This is a genomic window from Fibrobacter sp., assembly GCF_017545445.1.
Classification (GTDB): Bacteria; Fibrobacterota; Fibrobacteria; order Fibrobacterales; family Fibrobacteraceae; genus Fibrobacter.
This window is the reverse complement of sequence record NZ_JAFWOM010000059.1, coordinates 40799-59060: the sequence shown is the minus strand read 5'-3', so window position 1 is coordinate 59060 and position 18262 is coordinate 40799. Positions and strand designations below refer to the sequence as shown.

Here is an 18262-nt window from a genome sequence, read left to right as displayed (position 1 = left end):
CCTTAAATATCTTTCATACAACGTACAGGCAAATATTCCGATGGATCAGTCGATTTAAACGTTATGTCATATTGGCCTAAATGCCAATGATAAACCGTGCCGTCCGCTGAATCTGCCGTCCAGAATCGAGTAGCAACATTTTTATAGCCACACCCTAAAACTGCGTGCGTACAAACGCCTTCTACAAATTCTGTCGAGAACGCCGAAAAGCCATAAATATCTTGAGCATCTATTCCATCTTTCGATAGTAGCGGAGCCGCACCAGAGCCTCCACCAATTGCATTAAGCAATTTCTTTACATCGTTCCTGCTAGGAACTCTCCAACCATCAGGACACGCTTTTTGAAGTTCGTCCCAATTATAACGCCAACCAATATCATAACGGCGAGTACCCATTGCAGGCGTCAATCCCAAAAACGTTGCACTACGTTCTTCACCATCTATCAAGGAATCCCCGACCGCATACTCCATATTTTTCGCCATCCAAAGCTGGTTTCCAAATCGCAAAGTCTTATACACTTTTCCATCGCGTTCATCTACAACGGAATCTACAGCGACTTCGCTCGGCGAGAGCATTTTTCTTTCATAAGCCCCGCCCTCCACACAACGTATAAAGCCGCGCGGCGCAGCAATAGTGCCCATAGAAACATATAAAGAATTTTTATCCCACCAAGCATGCATTATGTAATACGAATACCAGGGCGTAGAAAAATCAATTCTATCACTTTCAACTTTTGTTGATGTCAAATAGGCGATTGATTCATCCAAACTAGATTCATCCAAACTATAGAGACGCAAATTCCATTCATTTTCAGACAAAAGTTGCTCATAATCATTCTCAGACGTTATTTCAATCAAACGTGCAAAATCTTCACGCGTCGGAAGCCGCCACCCATCTGGGCAACCCGTACGTAAGGCATACACATACATGCCATTTCCGCTCCTCGTATAAACCGTCCATTCTCCATCATTAGAATCAGGAGCTCCTTTAATGGTAGGATATAATTCACTCGCGTAATAAAGCCCATAAGATTCATCATCATGAAAAATCGTTCCTTCACCATCACCACTGTAAGCCAAATTTTCTGCCATCCAATTCAAGCCAGCAATTTTAATTGTGCGGTACTTATGTCCATCTCTCGGATCTACCATGAATCCGCAAGAATCGCAACCAGCACGGACTACATTTAAATTAGCAGTCCATTGACCAGATTCACTACAAGTAAATTCCATACCATAATAAGCACTTGACGTTGCGGAATTTTTCTTGACCGCACCCAAATTAGACGCATTGCATTTTCCGAGTCCATAAACACGTTCCCAAAAAGATTTCACATAAGGTTCAAATGAAACTATTTTATTTGCGATCTTCCAATTTTCAATATTTTTACGAATTCTAGGGAGTGCGTTATCAAAGTCCATTCCACAGGCTACATCTGCAATTCGTGCCATTAGCAGCGAATCATTCCACACGCCATCTTCAGCAAGGTCTTCACCTAACTTGGCTAAATTTTCCATAAATTCCGCTTCGTTCCCTTCGCCAAGCAGTAAAACATTAATTGCCAAAAGCGCGGCATCACCTTCACTATCGCCAAAAATGTCTAGAACTTCCGTTTTTCCATAGGTTTCTTCGTTCAAGGATTCTCCATAGAACGCCGATAAAATTTCACGGTCAGCCACACGTTTCGCTTCTGCAATAGACATACCTTCCCGTTCCAACAACGTTTGGACTCTTTGATATTCCAAATGCGTCAGCAAATTGACATTCACCTGCTTTTGCTCACCAACATCAGCAATCGCCTTCATGAAAACAGGCCCTTGCGAATTTTTTCCCGTAACTTCATTACGGAAATAACCGTTGACTTCGAGCAACACATACGGCGATTTCAAATTCACATTTTCAACCACAAACTCGCCATTATCGTTCACCACCTTGCCCTTGAAACTTTTCCCCGTCTGCAATAGTGTCACGCTATCCAGCTCCTGAATAACAACCGAAGCACCCGCCAAGACAGGTCCCTTCTGCGACAGGCCGCTAATGTTACCGCTACTTTCTCCGAGAGCTTGATTCTCCACAGATGATACATCCGAAGAGCAGCTAGCCAACAACATCATAAACGTCAATAAAATTAGACACTTCATATCATCCTCCTATTTTTTTACGCAACGAACAGATGCCTTTATCGGATAAATGTCAGCATATTCTGCAGACTCCACCCGGACTCCAGTAGAATCTATTTTCAGCAAAGTTCTATCGGAAATCCAAAACCAAGCTTTTTCATTAATACCATCCACACGATGCGTTGAGGTTATCCATTGTGAAGAACCCGCATACAAAGCTCCAAAGCCGTCCATTGCACGAAGCCCCTGTATGGCTTCCACACCAGAACTTCTATAGGATTGCAACAAATCCTCCACATCTGCGGGGTCCGGCAAACCATACCCTATTGGACAAACATCGGAAGCCTTTTCAAATGGGCACAACACACCATAGACATCGCAATTTAATTTTTTACCATCATAACACTCGCAGCCAAAATAATCACCAACTACCGATGTCTGCCTTGCATTTTCAGCCATCCAGAACTGATTTCCTATTTTGATAACTTTATACATGTCATCTTTAGTTTGCGGCAACGGAATTTCTTCATAGACATTGTTCCGAAGTTCCCTCTTACGGGCCCAGCTCCAATGACCATCGGGATTACATGTAAATTCAATGCCATAATATTTGCTCAAAGCATCTTCATTTCGTTTAACTTCATAAACATTATTATCGCTACACGCACCAAGGCCATATTTATGAAGCCAAAATCTATTTATAAATATTTCAAAATTCGGAACAGAATCCACGACATTCCACGATTCTACATTTTTACGAATACGTTCTAGCAAATTGATTCCCACACCAATTTTTTCAAATTCGTTTTCAACTTGGTACGCCCAATCTGCAATTTCCGTTTTTTCAGGACTTTCCCAAGCACCGCTATCCGCAAACGCGGCCGCAACATGGGAAATCCTTTCCGAAAGATCCGCTTCCGAGCCATTACCTTGCATCAGCACGCTTACAGCAAGTAAAAACGCGCCGCCGTCACCCGTAAACAAATCCAGGTCTTCACTATTTCCCATATCATTCAAAACGCCAAAAGAGTTCAGCACTTCTCTTTCCGCCTGTTTTTTGGCATCAGCGAAAGTTTTCCCTTCATTTTGAACCAATTTCAAAATACGGTACGCCGTCAAATGAGTCATCAAGTTTACGTTCACATGGTTACGGTCCGACAAGTCCGTCAACGCATTCAACGCAATTACGCCTTTTGAGCGCTCTCCAGAAATTTCATTGCGGTAATAGCCATTAACCTCAAGCAATGCATACTGCGAAGCAAGACTTACTCCTTTGACAACAAAGTCACCCTGATTATTCTTGACGCCCGCCCTGAAACTTTTTCCAGTCTGCACCAATGTTTGGCCATCAAGTTCTTGAATGGCAACGGATGAACCGGCCAAGAACGGCCCCTTCTGCGTCACGCCAGCCACATCTAAATCCTTCACGGCAACAACGCCTGCATCGCCCGAAGCACCGCCCGCAACATCATTGCTATCGGAACACGCAGCCGCAAAAAAAGACATAGACACAAATGCACAAGCAGAAACAAGTTCTGCCCAAAAATTCTTATGCATAGATTTACTCATCTCATTCCTCTCCTTTAAATTTTCACTTCTTTTTTAGTCTCAAGCCGCTTGCTCATCGGGAACAGCTGCATGTTCAAACGATACACGCGCTCCGTTTCATCCTCTTCCGTTGCAATCGCCACGACGCGACGGTAAAAATCTGCGATTTCCTTCTGGATGCGTCCGTACGAACGTTCCGTAAGTCCCAAAACAAACCCGGACATGCTACGTTCGGAAAGCGGCAAGTCGATAGCCTTGATTGCAAATTCGCCCATCTGGCGTTGCAAATCACGCGCCGCCACAGGCACAGCATCTACAGGCCCCATCGTAATCGCCTTGTCCGTTTGGCTGTAGTTTCCATTCTTGTCCTTCTTCAAGAGTTGCAGCTTTGTCAATAAATTCAAAGTCTCGGTCACTTCCGCTGCAGATATTGTCGGTTCGCAGGCACGAGCCATTTCAAGCGGCTTCGCCCCCGGCATGTGCGGAGCAAGTTCACGCAGCACCGGATTTTTCCACGACTTGAAATAATCAAATTCGTCGTTTCCAAGCACGCGTATCTTGTGCGCATTCGCAAGTGCACAACGTTCTTCGAACGCAGCCCGTTTTGCCTTGTCATCTTTCGCATGGGCATACGAGACCATCAGAACAAAATAAGTCTGTTCAAAACCGACAAGCCCCATGGCACTTGCGACCGAACCCGCAGAACCAACACTTAGGTTTTTCTTCCCCTCGCAGACGTACTTCAAGTAAACATCCGACGAAAAGCCAGCCTTCTGAGCAAACATATGCCAAGAAAACGCCGAAGTGCGTTTGCGTTCGTCGTAGTAATCCTGAATGTACTTGCGGTAATCCGTATATTCAACGATTTCCTTCATGAGTACAAATATAGTCTCTTTAAATACAATTAGAACATGAAATTTGCGTTTTTAATCAAATTTTACCATTTTTAGTAATTTTAATAAAAAATATCAAAATCAGAACATGATAGATATATTCCTAGAACATGAATATATAGGGAAAGAAGATATTCAATTTTTTTCAACAATCTCCGTTATTACTAAAATCATCGTCTTATTATAACCAAAAACTATAAGAACTGCAATTTTCTAAAAAATTTTTATAATTCACCCTACTTTCCTATTGGACTAGTAGGATTTAGTTTTTAAATTATACCCGTCAAACGAACGAGGCACCTCGAAAAAAGGAAAGCCTGGAGGATTTCGCTATGCGATGTCGAATGTGTAACCAAAGCAAAGGTGGGCGGGCCTAATACCGCCAAAATTTAACGCTCAGAATTGAGCAAACCTATTAACAATCGCGTCGCCCGACGCCAACAGTAACAAAACGATCGGGCGACTGCGATATTTCTTGCCAAGTGCAAAAAAAGGATTTAAATAATATGACAACACAGAACAAACTCCATTTCGAAACTCTTCAGCTCCACGTTGGTCAGGAACAGGCAGACCCGGCAACCGATTCTCGCGCAGTTCCTATATACCAGACCACTTCTTATGTGTTCCACAACGCTCAGCATGCTTCTGACCGTTTCCACTTGAAGGATGCGGGCAACATTTACGGCCGCCTCACCAACACCACGCAGGATGTTTTCGAAAAGCGCATCGCTGCTCTCGAAGGCGGTATCGCAGGTCTCGCAGTCGCTTCTGGTGCAGCAGCTCTTACTTATGCCATCACGGCTCTCGCCCGCAAAGGTGACCACGTGGTTGCTCAGCGCTCCATCTACGGCGGCACTTACAACCTTCTGGAACATACGCTCAGCAAGTTCGGCATTGAAACGACTTTCGTCGACATCCACAACCTCAAGGAAGTCGAAAGCTCTATCAAGTCTAACACCAAGCTCGTTTTCATTGAAACGCTCGGCAACCCGAATTCCGACATCCCGGATATCGAAGCCATCTCTGAACTCGCTCACAAGAACAAGATTCCGGTCGTAATCGACAATACTTTCGGTACGCCGTATCTGATTCGCCCGATTGAACACGGTGCTGACATCGTCGTTCACTCCGCAACGAAGTTCATCGGTGGTCATGGTACGACTCTCGGTGGCGTGATTGTTGACGGCGGCAAGTTCGACTGGGCTGCATCTGGCAAGTTCCCGCAGTTCACCGAAGTGAACCCGAGCTACGGCGTGCCTTTCACGGCAGCAGCTGGCGCAGCGGCTTACATTGTCTATATCCGCGCTATTCTTCTTCGCGACGAAGGTGCAGCAATTTCTCCGTTCAATGCATTCCTCCTCTTGCAGGGCACTGAAACGCTTTCGCTCCGCCTTGATCGTCACGTGGAAAACACCAAGAAGGTTCTCGAATTCCTCTCGAAGCACCCGAAGGTTGCAAAGGTCAATCACCCGAGCTTCAAGGATCATCCGCAGCATGAACTTTACACCAAGTACTTCCCGAACGGTGGCGGTTCCATCTTCACGTTCGATGTGAAGGGTGGCCAGGCAGAAGCCTTCAAGTTCATCGACAGCCTCAAGATTTTCAGCCTGCTCGCAAACGTCGCCGACGTGAAGAGCCTCGTTGTTCATCCTTATACGACGACTCACTCGGAACTCACTCCGGAAGAACTCGCCGCAGCCGGCATCTCTCCGGCAACAATCCGTCTCTCTATCGGTACGGAACATTACGAAGATATCATCAACGACCTCGCACAGGCACTGGATCAGATTTAACAATAACAGTAGACAGTAGGAAGTAGACGGTAGGAAGTTATAGCAAGATAAACTTCACCGCAAGCAAAAATCTTCCTACTTCCTACTTCTAACTTTTAACTAAATAAAAGGATTCTACCATGTCAAAAATTTATGCATCTGCTGACCAGCTTATCGGTCATACCCCGCTCCTCGAACTTTCCCACATCGAAAAGGAAAACAATCTCCAGGCTAAGATTGTGGCAAAGCTCGAATACTTCAACCCTGCCGGTTCTGTGAAGGATCGTATCGCCAAGGCTATGATTGACGAAGCCGAAGCTGCTGGCAAACTCAAACCGGGTTCCGTGATTATCGAACCGACTTCTGGTAACACGGGTATCGGTCTTGCTTCTGTCGCTGCCGCTCGCGGCTACCGCATCATCATCGTGATGCCGGAAACCATGAGTGTCGAACGTCGCCAGCTCATCAAGGCCTACGGTGCAGAAATCGTTCTCACCGAAGGCGCCAAGGGCATGAAGGGCGCTATCGCCCGCGCTAACGAACTCGCTGCTGAAATCAAGGACAGCTTTATTCCGGGACAGTTCGTGAACCCGGCAAACCCGGCTGCTCACAAGGCTACGACGGGTCCGGAAATCTGGGAAGATACGGACGGTAAGGTTGATATTTTCGTCGCAGGTGTTGGCACTGGTGGAACGGTCACGGGTGTTGGTGAATACCTCAAGTCTAAGAATCCTAACGTGAAAGTTGTCGCAGTCGAACCGGAATCTTCTCCGGTGCTCTCCAAGGGCACGGCTGGTCCGCACAAGATCCAGGGCATTGGAGCAGGCTTTGTTCCGGATACTTTGAACACTTCCGTCTATGACGAAGTGCTCCCGGTCAAGAACGAAGACGCGTTTGCCGCAGGGAAGGCAATCGCCAAGGCTGAAGGCGTGCTCGTGGGTATCTCTTCTGGTGCAGCCCTCCACGCCGCAGTCGAACTTGCAAAGCGTCCGGAAAACAAGGGCAAGACGATTGTCGCACTCCTCCCGGATAGCGGCGACCGCTACCTCTCCACTCCGCTTTTCGCTGATTAATAATAAGTAGGCAGTAGGAAGTAGACGGTAGGAAGTGATTAGAGATTGGATAAATTATAGGACAACGCCATCTCTTGCGGTCAAGAATCTCTCGTCTCTAGTCTTTCGTCTCTCGTCTAAAAAATCGGTAAGTGCTTCGCGGTTCCATTCGCCTCGCAGTAGAAACCGAAAAACATTGAGATGACATATCATTGAGTGAAAAACGCTAGAAGGTTCCATTCGCCTCTCTAGCGTTTGCTTGTGTTTTATACGACGCATTGTCATCTGGAGCCATCATTTCGGCATGTCATCCCGGCCCTGTGCCGGGATCGCCAATTATCAAAAGAACGGTTAAAAAATGTGTAAAAAGAAGCGTGTCGCTGTTGGATTGTCGGGCGGTGTGGATTCCGCCCTTTCGGCGTATTTACTGAAGAAGCAAGGTTACGAAGTTGTTGGCATGACGATGGCGACGTGGGACGGCTCCGTGAAAATGCCTGCGGTCGAAGGCCGTGAAGGCTGCTATGGCCCAAGCGAAGACAAGAATATCGAAGAAGCGAAACTCGTTGCCGAGCGTCTCGGGATTCCGCATTATGTTGTTCCGGTCGCAGACGATTACAAGCGAGAAGTTCTCGATTATTTCCGTGCAGAATATCGCGCGGGGCGAACGCCGAACCCGTGTGTCCGTTGCAATCAGAGCATCAAGTTCGGAGCGCTACAGCATGCTGCACGCAAACTTGGAATTGACTTCGATTACTTTGCGACGGGGCATTATGCACGGCTCGATTTCAAGAATCCCGATGTTCCGTTCTTGTACGAAGCGCTGGACGAGCATAAAGACCAAACGTACTTTTTGTCAAGACTCTCGGCAGAGCAACTTTCCACGGTGATTTTCCCGCTTGGCGGAATGCAGAAAGCTGATGTGAAAGCGCTCGCCAAGGAAATCGGCTGGGATGATTTTGCAACAAAGCGCGAAAGTCAGGATTTTATCGAGTGCGGCGATTACTCGGTGCTGTTTGACGAGAGCGATAACGTTCCCGGAGATTTTATCGATGTGAACGGCAAAGTTCTCGGGAAGCACAAGGGAATTGTGCATTACACCATTGGGCAGCGCAAGGGGCTCAACATCGGCGGGCAAGCGGAACCGCTTTACGTTGTCGCCATTGACGCTCATCATAACCAAGTCATTCTCGGACCGCGAAGTGCACTGAGCTGTACCGAAGTTTCTGCCGTTGACTTAAACTTGATGGTTTCGGAAACATCGCCGTTACTAAAAGAACCGCTCACGGCTCACATTCGCCTCGGGCACAAAGGCGCAACAGCAAAAATTACGGAACTCGATGCCTCCGCCGGTACAATCAGCGTGCAATTTGACGAACCACAATTTGCATCGGCACCAGGTCAAGTGCTCGTGCTCTACGCGGACAAGGGCGTCGTCGCCAGCGGGATAATCGGGAAGTAAAAATTCAATTTTTTGCGGATATAAAGAAATAGTTTCAAGGCGCAATGCACGCGTCACCGCTTACAGTTCACAGATTTTTACCCTTTCACGTGAATTGCAGCAGCGAATTCCTTAAGCAAAGCGGGGTCGTTAACCTTTTCCCAAAGCGTCCCGGTCACGATAATTTGCGCACCGGCAGCCACGCGAACCGCTGCAGTCTGCGGATCCTTGATGCCCCCACCAGTGATGATGGTCATTTCAGTCGCCTTGCGGGTGTAAGCGACATGCTCTACCGGCACAGGTTCTTCAGCACCGCTGCCCGCTTCGAGATAAACATAGCGCATGCCCATGAGTTCAGCCGCAATGGAGTTCACCATGCTGAGTTTGGGCTTGTTGGCAGGCACAGGCATCGTACCGCTGATGTATTCGACTGTTGTACGCTTGCCGCTGTTGATGAGCTGGTATGCCGTCGGAATCGCTTCCATGTTGAGGGCGCGCACCAAGGCTCCGCCGCGAACCTGCTCGTCGATGAGGTAGTTCGGGTTGCGACCGCTCACAAGCGTCATGAAAAGCATGGCGTCAAAACCGGGAACAACTTGCGATGCGCCGCCTGGGAAAAGCACCACCGGCAAATCCACAGCAGCTTTGAGTGCCGCCACCTGCTTAGGCAGTGTGAAATTTCCAAGATAAGAGCCGCCCACCAAGAGCAGATCCGCACCGTTTTCCGCAGCCAAAGAACCAGCCTTCACAAACGCCGCTTCGTCCGATGTATCCGGATCCAACAGCACTGCAAACAAAGCCCCACGCTTCTCGATTTCAGCATTCAAACGGAGTTCGGTCTTACCAGGTTTCATAACAAATCCTTCATTACGCACGTAAAGTGCAACATAGTGTAAAGATACAATATTTCTGCAAAGAGATTCCCGACCAAGCCGCGAATGACAATGCAAACGGCGGGATGACAACGTAAAAGCGGGATTGACATGCATACAAGCGGGAACAACGCTAAAGCCTCGGATATGCAAAAAAAGAGAAGGCGGGCCGCAGCCCGTCTCCTATCCCTCTTTCCTCCTTACACTACTCCAAGCGCTATAAGAGGGATTAATTCTTGATGCAGCGGACAAATAGATTCCTAAAATCAGGCTCAGGCATAACATCTTCATTGTTAAATGAATAAGATGCATTCATCGCTTCGTTCAATTTGAAAAAACCCGTACGAGCTCTATCCCGATCGTCACTTTTAGAAATCATGATATAATCGCTCCAAACTTTTTCAACTTTTAGCGACCGATTTCCATCCCATTCCATGTCAACCATATTGTACAAGTTAAATCCAAACGGGTCTCCTATCGAAGGGGCCGCAAGCAGGGATGAAGCTTTGCATGAGTGTAGTTCACGTTGAATAAAATCGAAGAGCAATTTCCAATCGTCAAAATTAGGAATCCTCCAACCCTCCGGGCATACACCCTGAGTTATCGCAAGGCTATCCAAATTTACCTTGTTTAAATCAACATACATCGCCCGACCGTTCAAAGCTTTTTCACAACGTTCTTGAATTTCTAGATTATACGCAATTTGCAAAGAATCATAATCGATAGAAGGAGTGGCACCACCATAATACTTACACTTTTCAATATCCTTTGGATTCGGATTTTCAAGTTTTGCAATGCACTTTGCGACAAACACAGAATCATACGATCTTGGAGCCGTAAAATATTGATGCGACAAGGAATCAACACATTCTTGCATGGACTCGAATTCACAACTCAGAATGGAATCACCCAATCCCATCGCAATCTGCCAGTCATATTGGCGTCCGTAAATATCGCAATTTTGTTCGTCATCGTTGTAACAACTTGTTCTTACGCCATTGTATTTTAAATTTTCCGCCATCCATGTCTGCGTCTGGCCGCCTAAATCAAAAGTCACCGTCTTGTAAACTTTTCCATCACGAGCATCAATCAACGTATCAAATGTATGGGGAATCTGGTCATAGGCCAAATGCCAACGTTCTGAACGACAGACAATATTGAACTTCACGTCTAAAATTCGGCCATATCCATCAGAAACAATCACGGTCGTGCCCTCCAATTCGGGAGTACACCGTCCAGCATCATGAACTACAGACAACATTCCCGCAAGATATTTTTCATAAAGTAGCATTGCCTGATACTCTCTTGCAACACCGGCACCCATTCGGTCGTAAACTTTCTGCGGGATAGCTAGTCTAAAAATCAAATTATCAATCAATCTATCCACTCCATAGAGGATTACTTCTGAATCACTTGAAAACGAACCTGTCCGCCCAAAGGATTTTACAAGGCTATCACTTATCACAACATCGTCAACACTGTTTTCTGAACCTAAAACAGCCACAAGAACCGATTGGATTGCATAATATTCGACACCGCTCTCGTCCAAATTTTCAGCGGAGTCATAGATGCCAAAAGCTTCAAGAATTTCCCGTTTAGCCTGAGCCCTAGCAGCATCATAGTCATTCCCAGCCAACATTAGCACCCTTGCACGGGACGCTATTAAACTAGAGAACACATCAACAGTAACAGGAGTCGTATCCCGGACATTCACAAAAGCATTGACACGGAACAAGCCATCAAAAGAATCGTCCATATACTCCACTTTCATGGACAAGCCTTTTTTTTCAATAGCAGTAATCCACACATACGGAGACTTTAGATTCATATGCTGAATATTGAACAACCCATCGTCATTATCAATCGTATCGGTATAGGACACTCCCGTTCTTTCGAGCGAAACCGAATCCAATTCATAAAGAATCACTATGGAACCTTTCTGCATTCCATTCAAAGACAAATCGATTTCAGGTTTCGAAGTATCCAAAGGCTCAAGCCGCGCACTCACCATGGCGAGTCCTTTTACGGAGACATTCTCAAGCGAGGCGATACTCGGTTCTTCAGAAGAGCCTCCCATGCTAGTTTCTTCAGTGGAACCACCCAACGAGCACGCTACAAACAACACAGCAAAAAGTGTCGCAATAGCAAAATTCAAGACTATCGCCAAGCACGCCGTTACAAGCAACCGTAATGAAGCCAATTTACAGACAAGTTGTCCGCTATGCTTTAAATTAAACATGGTTTTCCCCCAAACATTTTAATTTTTGACGCAACGGACACGAACGACACTTCCAAGATCACAAGTCGCTGTACGGGGCAAAACATCCCAGTAATCATAAACAAATCTCACAAAGGTCATCATAGGGTAAAATTCTTCAAAACCCGTCGCTTTATACGATGAATCAGGTTTCATCGCATAATAAGTCTCTTTTGTTTGTCCAGGGTAAACATCATCAGGAAGAAGAAACGTACCAAATCCTGCCGTTTCCAAATACATCGGTGCAGAATAAAAACTTCCAGAGTTATCATAAGTATCGGTAATATAGCGCATCAGCCTCTCCCACTCATAACCCGAAGGAAGATGCCAGCCATCAGGACACACCCCTTGAAAATACCCTTTTTCTGCAATGACAGAATCAATAGCTGGCCAAAAACGCTCATAGTCTATGCTGCCCTTATTATTTTTATACTCTTCGCAGATTGATTGCACAAGCGAAGAATCTCTTGCGGTCAGTTCTTTCGGACCATCAGCCCCCATAGCAACATAGGCAAGCTCGTATTCAAAGCATTCTTCAAGAGACTGTAACGCAATGGAAGTATCTAAAGCAATCGCATCGATGAACATGTAATTTCCGTCCGAAGAGTCGAACATCAAATCTTCCGCCAACCACGTTTCCGTAATTCCCATTATATCATAAGAAACCGTTTTATATTTTTTCCCGTCGCGCAAGTCCGTCATCATTCCCGCAGAATCAATAGAACCCACATTGTTTTCTACGCCCCAATCACCAGATTTACAGACTAAATCGAACCATTTATGCGTTGTTTCAACCACTGTTCCTTCTTTCGCCGGAGTACATTCACCCAAGCCTTGAAGCACCGCAACAAAGTTACTACTGACAGTCATCATCAAAGAATTTTCAGACGAATTCAGCAAGTCATATTCCAGAGACCGCAATTCCGACCAAAGCCACGCTTGTCGAACAGAATCAGACAAACTATCAAGCGAGCCATACATGCCAATCGAAGGCATCATTAATCTGAGTTTGCCTGAGATGTACATATTTAAAAAAGATAAAGCAACAGAATCGTCAGGGTTTAAGTTTTCATTCTGATCCAAATCAAACGAATTTTTGAAAAAGCCAAATGCATCAAGGATATTGCGATTTGCTTGTCGCTCCGCAACTTCATACAACATTCCCGACTGGACCAAACGTACTATACGGTAGCTTTTCAGGTGTCCTATATCATCGACAACGACGTTCTGTGTTTTTCGTAAATCCACAATCTTACGAAGTGACAAATTCTTTCTATAAGAATATTCCCAGCCATTCGTTGGCCAGCATTCGCTATCATTACTCAAACAAATTTCCACCATCACATACGGGCTATTGAAAGAAACACTGTCGAAACGGATCATTCCTGTCGATTTATCAAAAGAACCATTAAAGATTCTATCGGTCGTATCCAAAGTAATGGAATCCAATTCATATAATTTCGTAAAAGAATTTATGTTATTCCAACCCAAAGACGATAAAATTCGTTTTAAACCAGTAGCATTCCCCGATATCGAGATATTCTCGAACAAAGCGTGAACGCCAGAATTTCGGGTACTAGAATCTTCCGTAATTACACTATCCCCCGCAACAGGATTCCGAGCATCAGATAACGAATCCTGAGTTTGCGTAGCCAGAGGTTGTTCCACAAGGGTCCCGACAACCGGAGAATCATCAAGATTTTCAGAACAAGCCGTAAACATCAAAGCAAGCAGCGTAGCAACAAACAAAGCTGCATACCACAAAATCGCATTTTTATTTGAGCTAGACATCTTCATATCCTCCTAATCTTTTTTTTCCACACTCTTTTGGGTCATCGGGAAGAACTGCATGTTCAGACGATAAACTTCATCCGTTTCGTCATCCCTTGTTGCAATCGCGATAACGCGTTTACGGAATTCGGCAATTTCTTGAACAATTACATCGTAAGCATTCTGCGTAATTCCAAGCGTAAGGCCCGAAAAATGGCGTTTGTTCTGCGGCACGCCTTCAATCGCCTCTAGCGCAAATTCGCCCATCTGGCGATGCATCCCGCGGACAGCAACTGGCGTCACCGCCATGGGGCCCGTCGTCACGGATTTTTCCGTCTGCACATAATTCCCATCTTTGTCCTTTTGGAGCAAATTTGCCTTGAGCAAAAAACTCAGCGATTCGCTGACTTCGGCAGCGGTAATTTCCGGGCGGCATGCACGAGCCATCGCAAGCGGTTTCGCCCCCGGCATCGCAGGCGCGAGTTCACGGAGCACAGGATTTTTCCAGCTATCGAAATAACGGAAAGAATCCCCCTCGAGGATTCTCACTTTATGCACATCGGCAATGGCGAGCATTCTATTGAAAGTGGATTTTTTTTCTTCGTCCGTTTTGGCGTGGTCGAATTTGACCATTTCGCAGAAATATTCCTGCTCGTAGCCCATAAGAGACATCGCAGAAGCAACACGAACCGCCGCATCCTCGCTCAAGTTGGAGCGGCCCTCACTCACATATTTCAGGAACACCGGCGAAGAAAATCCCGCCGCACGTGTAAAAGTCTGCCAAGTAAACACGGATTTCGCCTTTCGTTCAGCGTAATAATCCGCAATATACTGATGATAGTCCGTGTACTTTAGTACATCTTTCATTCATTCCTCCAAACACAAACAGCATCTCGACTGAAAAGTCCGTGCTGCTTTCTTTTCTAAATATAAATACAAAAAATCAAAAAGTCAATAGTTTTTATGATAAAAATTAAGCTTTTTCGTTCAATTTTTAGCTTTTTTATTATTTTCTTAAATTTTTTAGAATATTTCATGATACACATAAAGTAATCAGCAGTCATTAATCAGTAGTCAATGGACTATAGTTATACAGATGGCGGATGGTTCGGCTGGCTCACCAACCTTAGTCCACCATGACGATTTTCCGCAATTTATTCAATCGACGAAGTTATAATGATTAGCAACTATCAACCAATAACCAATGAACATCGACCAAAACAAAAAAAGCCCCGAATCACGAGGATTCAGGGCATTGGTGTGTGAGGAGGATTTTTTATGAATCTAATGAACAGTGAGTTTCATTGTCTTTTGCATAGAGCCGCTCTTGACGATGGCAAAGTACATGCCCGGTGCAAGAGGTGCATTCTTGCCGAACTCGGCGAGACCTTCGCCATGGCCGCGTTGCGAACCAATGAACTTGCCATTCACGCCGACGAGATGTACAACATAATCGCTGGAAACCGGAGCAGTCACCATCAAAGCAATTGATGCTTGAGAGTAAGGGACGCGGCTTACAGAGAGCGAACCTTTGCGAATTTCAGGTATTGCTATCGACGTTTTATCAGATGCGAAATTATACCAATCTACATTGGCAAGGTACGTGTCTTCGCCGGTGTAGGTGAACGTGAGCTTTTGCTTGCCCGCCGGGAGCGTCACCTTTGTCGATGATTCATACCAGTCGTTCCAGCCCTTGGACTTTGTCGGATCGACAGAGAGCGTTCCGAGAATCTTGCCCGTGGAATCCGTAACCGTGATAACACTTTCTTTTTCAGAACCTGTTGCAACGCGACCCGTCAAGACATAGCTACCAGCGGTCGTAACGTTCACGTAGTACTGTGTCCAGTCGCCATCATTGATCCAGCCGATGTTAGGCGTGCCAAGAGAATCTTCTTCAATCTGTACGCCATCCATAGCCACATAATTTTCAGCCTGAATCTTGTCCGTAATTTCAAGCGGTTCGAACGGAGCGTTCGTCACCTTAAGATTGCCATCGAATTCATAAACCTTGCCAGCGACCGTTGCGGTAGAGTACTTGTTTGTACCCGACGTGACATTCAGCGTGCTACCGACGAGAGACTTGATGGCCACATACGTGAGTTTGCCGCCCTTCCATGCCATGGAATCAATTTCGAAACCGCCACGAGCACGGATGCCCTTCACAGAGCCATTTGCCCACTGCGATGGGAGTGCCGGAAGAAGATTGATTCTGTTGTTGTGGCTCTGCATGAGCATTTCGTTCACGCCGGAGACCGCTCCGAAATTACCGTCAATCTGGAACGGCGGATGTGCATCGAACAAGTTGTTGTAAGTTTTGCTCGGCGTGAGGAGCATGCGGATCATTCTGTAAGCGTGGTCGCCATCATGCATGCGCGCCCAGAAGTTGATTTTCCAAGCAAGAGACCAACCGGTAGCATCGTCGCCACGCTGCTGAAGCGTAACGCCAGCACCCTTGATCAAGTCCGGAGTTTCTTCCGGCGTAATCTGAGCGCTCGGGAAAAGGCCGTACAAGTGCGAGATGTGGCGGTTCTTGTTGTTCGGATCGTCCCAGTCCTGGAGCCATTCCGTAATTTGTCCGTACTTACCGGTCTTTGTCGGCGGCAAACGCTTGACCGTCGCTTCCATTTTCGCACGCAGTTCTTCATCGACACCGAGAATCTTGGAGGCTTCAATCGTGTAGTTCAGCACGTCGCGGATAATCTGGTTGTCCATCGTCGGGCCAAAGCACACGTTGTATCCGCCGTGGTCGTTTTCCGGGGAGTCACTCGGTGCGGTCACCAAGTACTTGTTACCCGTTTCAGGTTCTTCGACGAGACTGTTCACAAAGAAGAGCGCTGCACCCTTCATAGTGGAGTAAACATCCTTGAGGTATTCCTTGTCGGTCGGATTGTAGAGGAAGTGTTCCCAAAGGTGGGTCGTGAGCCAGCCAGCGCCTGTCGGCCAAAGCCCCCATGCACCGTCAATCGGAGCAGAGCGGTTCCAAAGGTCGGTATTGTGGTGTTCCACCCAGCCTTCGTCAACGCCCCAGTGCACCTTGGCGGTCTTTTCGCCTTGCGGAACCATGGACTTGATTTTGTCAATGAGCGGCCAGACGCATTCTTCGAGGTTGCCGGATTCTGCCGGCCAGTAGTTCATTTCGAGGTTGATGTTGGTCGTATATTTACTACCCCAAATCGGGTTCGTGTCCTTGTTCCAGATGCCCTGCAAGTTGGCCGGCTGGCCCCCCTTACGGGAGCTTGCGATGAGCAAATAACGGCCATACTGGTAATGGAGTTCCACAAGGGACGGGTCGTTTGTAGAATTGAAATTCTTGACGCGGGTGGAGGTGATGTCGCCAGCGCTCTTGTCGGCTGTACCGAGGTCCAGCTTGACGCGGTTGAAAATCGTCTGGTAATCTTTCAAGTGTGTGGCAAGCAAATCTTCATAGGACTTCTTTGCGACTTTCGCCATAATGCCCTCGGCAATGGCACCTGGGTCGCCGCTCACATCGTTATAGGACTTGAAATTCGTGGCGGTCGTGAGGATAAGCGTTGCACTGTTTGCACCGTTCACCGAGATGTTTCCGTTAGACACAGAAACGGTGCCGCCATCCGTAATCACGTTCAAGCGATTCTGAAACTTGATGGAGTTGACGGTTACATCGTAAATAAGCGTGTTGCCGCTAGAGGTCATGCGGTTATTGCGGTGCGGAGTTGTCATCGTTGCACCAAAGCTCACCGAGCCATCCTTATCCGCAGACAAGTGAACGACAATCACATGATCCGGGTAGCTGGCGAAATATTCACGCGTATGCTTGACACCGCTGTGCGTATAAGTTGTCTTGGCAATAGCTGTCTTTAAATCGAGTTCGCGGCGGTAATTCGTCGCCCCGTTATGGGATGTCGTAATCACGAGATCGCCCACCGGCTGGAAACTTGCAGGGCCAGGGCCAATCATGTAGTTAGACACGATGGATTCTGCCGTGCGGTAGTCGCCGCGCCACAAAGCATCACGGGCATCTTTCAAGTGGCTTGCTGCACCCTGCTTGTTGTTGTCGCCCGGGCCGCCTGACCAAACGGTACTTTCGTTAAGGCCGATGTAATCCTTGGTAACACCACCATAAATGAGGCCACCCATGTAGCCATTGCCAATCGGGAGCGCGTTCGTAAATTCGGAACCGGCATCGCTGTTGTACCACAGCAAAAGCGGATTGTCCGTTGTCGCGGCAGCACTTGAAAAGCATACAGCACAAACTAATGCAGCCGTACCCAAAACGCGACTTGCTAAAGATTTCTTTGTTCTAAACATAGTGTTCTCCTCATAACCAAAAACACACCGTATTCTTTTCCCTTATAAAAAATACCCCTCGGAGAGGGGTTTTCATAGTGGTAAAAAAATCTTCTCATTGATTTTTTATCAATACTTGTTAATAAAAAAGAAGCTAAAAACTGACCCCGGCACTGTGGCCGGGGTGACAGTGTTATAAAGAGTTCTCTGGATCCTTCGCGGCTTCTCGCCACTCAGGATGACGACGCATAAGGTGATGCCGGAACGGAGTCCG

11 protein-coding genes are annotated in these 18262 nt (G+C 46.7%); 3 read left to right on the top strand and 8 right to left on the bottom strand.

What is annotated here, in order from left to right:
* Positions 1–2: 2 nt before the first annotated feature.
* Genes IKG78_RS06380 through IKG78_RS06370 form a run of 3 tightly spaced genes read right to left on the bottom strand, consistent with a single transcriptional unit; the run spans position 3 to position 4543 of the window.
* Positions 3–2141, bottom strand: coding sequence for an FISUMP domain-containing protein (locus IKG78_RS06380; RefSeq protein ID WP_290941123.1), 2139 nt, complete (start codon positions 2139–2141; stop codon positions 3–5).
* A gap of 9 nt (positions 2142–2150) precedes the next feature.
* Positions 2151–3677, bottom strand: coding sequence for an FISUMP domain-containing protein (locus IKG78_RS06375; RefSeq protein ID WP_290941120.1), 1527 nt, complete (start codon positions 3675–3677; stop codon positions 2151–2153).
* Between the two features lie 26 nt (positions 3678–3703).
* The gene (locus IKG78_RS06370; protein ID WP_290941117.1) at positions 3704–4543 is read right to left on the bottom strand and encodes a TIGR02147 family protein; all 840 of its coding nucleotides are present in this window, start codon (positions 4541–4543) and stop codon (positions 3704–3706) included.
* 524 nt (positions 4544–5067) lie between these two features.
* On the opposite strand from IKG78_RS06370, the gene IKG78_RS06365 reads away from it, so the two are divergent.
* The 3 genes from IKG78_RS06365 (at position 5068) to mnmA (ending at position 8844) form a co-directional block, all read left to right on the top strand.
* Positions 5068–6354 (top strand): O-acetylhomoserine aminocarboxypropyltransferase/cysteine synthase family protein, encoded by a 1287-nt coding sequence (locus tag IKG78_RS06365; RefSeq protein WP_290941114.1) that lies wholly within the window; start codon positions 5068–5070, stop codon positions 6352–6354.
* Positions 6355–6473: 119 nt separating this feature from the next.
* Positions 6474–7406, top strand: coding sequence for a cysteine synthase A (gene cysK, locus IKG78_RS06360; RefSeq protein WP_290941112.1), 933 nt, complete (start codon positions 6474–6476; stop codon positions 7404–7406).
* Positions 7407–7743: 337 nt separating this feature from the next.
* Complete coding sequence (gene mnmA / locus IKG78_RS06355) at positions 7744–8844, top strand: tRNA 2-thiouridine(34) synthase MnmA (protein ID WP_290941109.1); 1101 nt, start codon at positions 7744–7746, stop codon at positions 8842–8844.
* A 77-nt stretch (positions 8845–8921) separates the two neighbouring features.
* Here the strand turns inward: mnmA and IKG78_RS06350 are convergent, their stop codons facing one another.
* The 5 genes from IKG78_RS06350 to IKG78_RS06330 form a co-directional block, all read right to left on the bottom strand.
* Complete coding sequence (locus IKG78_RS06350) at positions 8922–9677, bottom strand: geranylgeranylglyceryl/heptaprenylglyceryl phosphate synthase (RefSeq protein WP_173475746.1); 756 nt, start codon at positions 9675–9677, stop codon at positions 8922–8924.
* Between the two features lie 247 nt (positions 9678–9924).
* Positions 9925–11934 carry an FISUMP domain-containing protein gene (locus IKG78_RS06345; protein WP_290941104.1) on the bottom strand — a complete coding sequence of 670 codons (2010 nt, stop codon included), beginning with the start codon at positions 11932–11934 and terminating at the stop codon, positions 9925–9927.
* An 18-nt stretch (positions 11935–11952) separates the two neighbouring features.
* Positions 11953–13743: an FISUMP domain-containing protein gene (locus tag IKG78_RS06340; RefSeq protein ID WP_290941101.1), complete on the bottom strand. Its 1791-nt coding sequence runs from the start codon at positions 13741–13743 to the stop codon at positions 11953–11955.
* Between the two features lie 12 nt (positions 13744–13755).
* Positions 13756–14589, bottom strand: a complete 834-nt coding sequence (locus IKG78_RS06335) for a TIGR02147 family protein (RefSeq protein WP_290941099.1) — start codon at positions 14587–14589, stop codon at positions 13756–13758.
* A 417-nt stretch (positions 14590–15006) separates the two neighbouring features.
* Positions 15007–18009, bottom strand: a complete 3003-nt coding sequence (locus tag IKG78_RS06330) for a glycoside hydrolase N-terminal domain-containing protein (RefSeq protein WP_290941096.1) — start codon at positions 18007–18009, stop codon at positions 15007–15009.
* Positions 18010–18262: the final 253 nt, after the last annotated feature.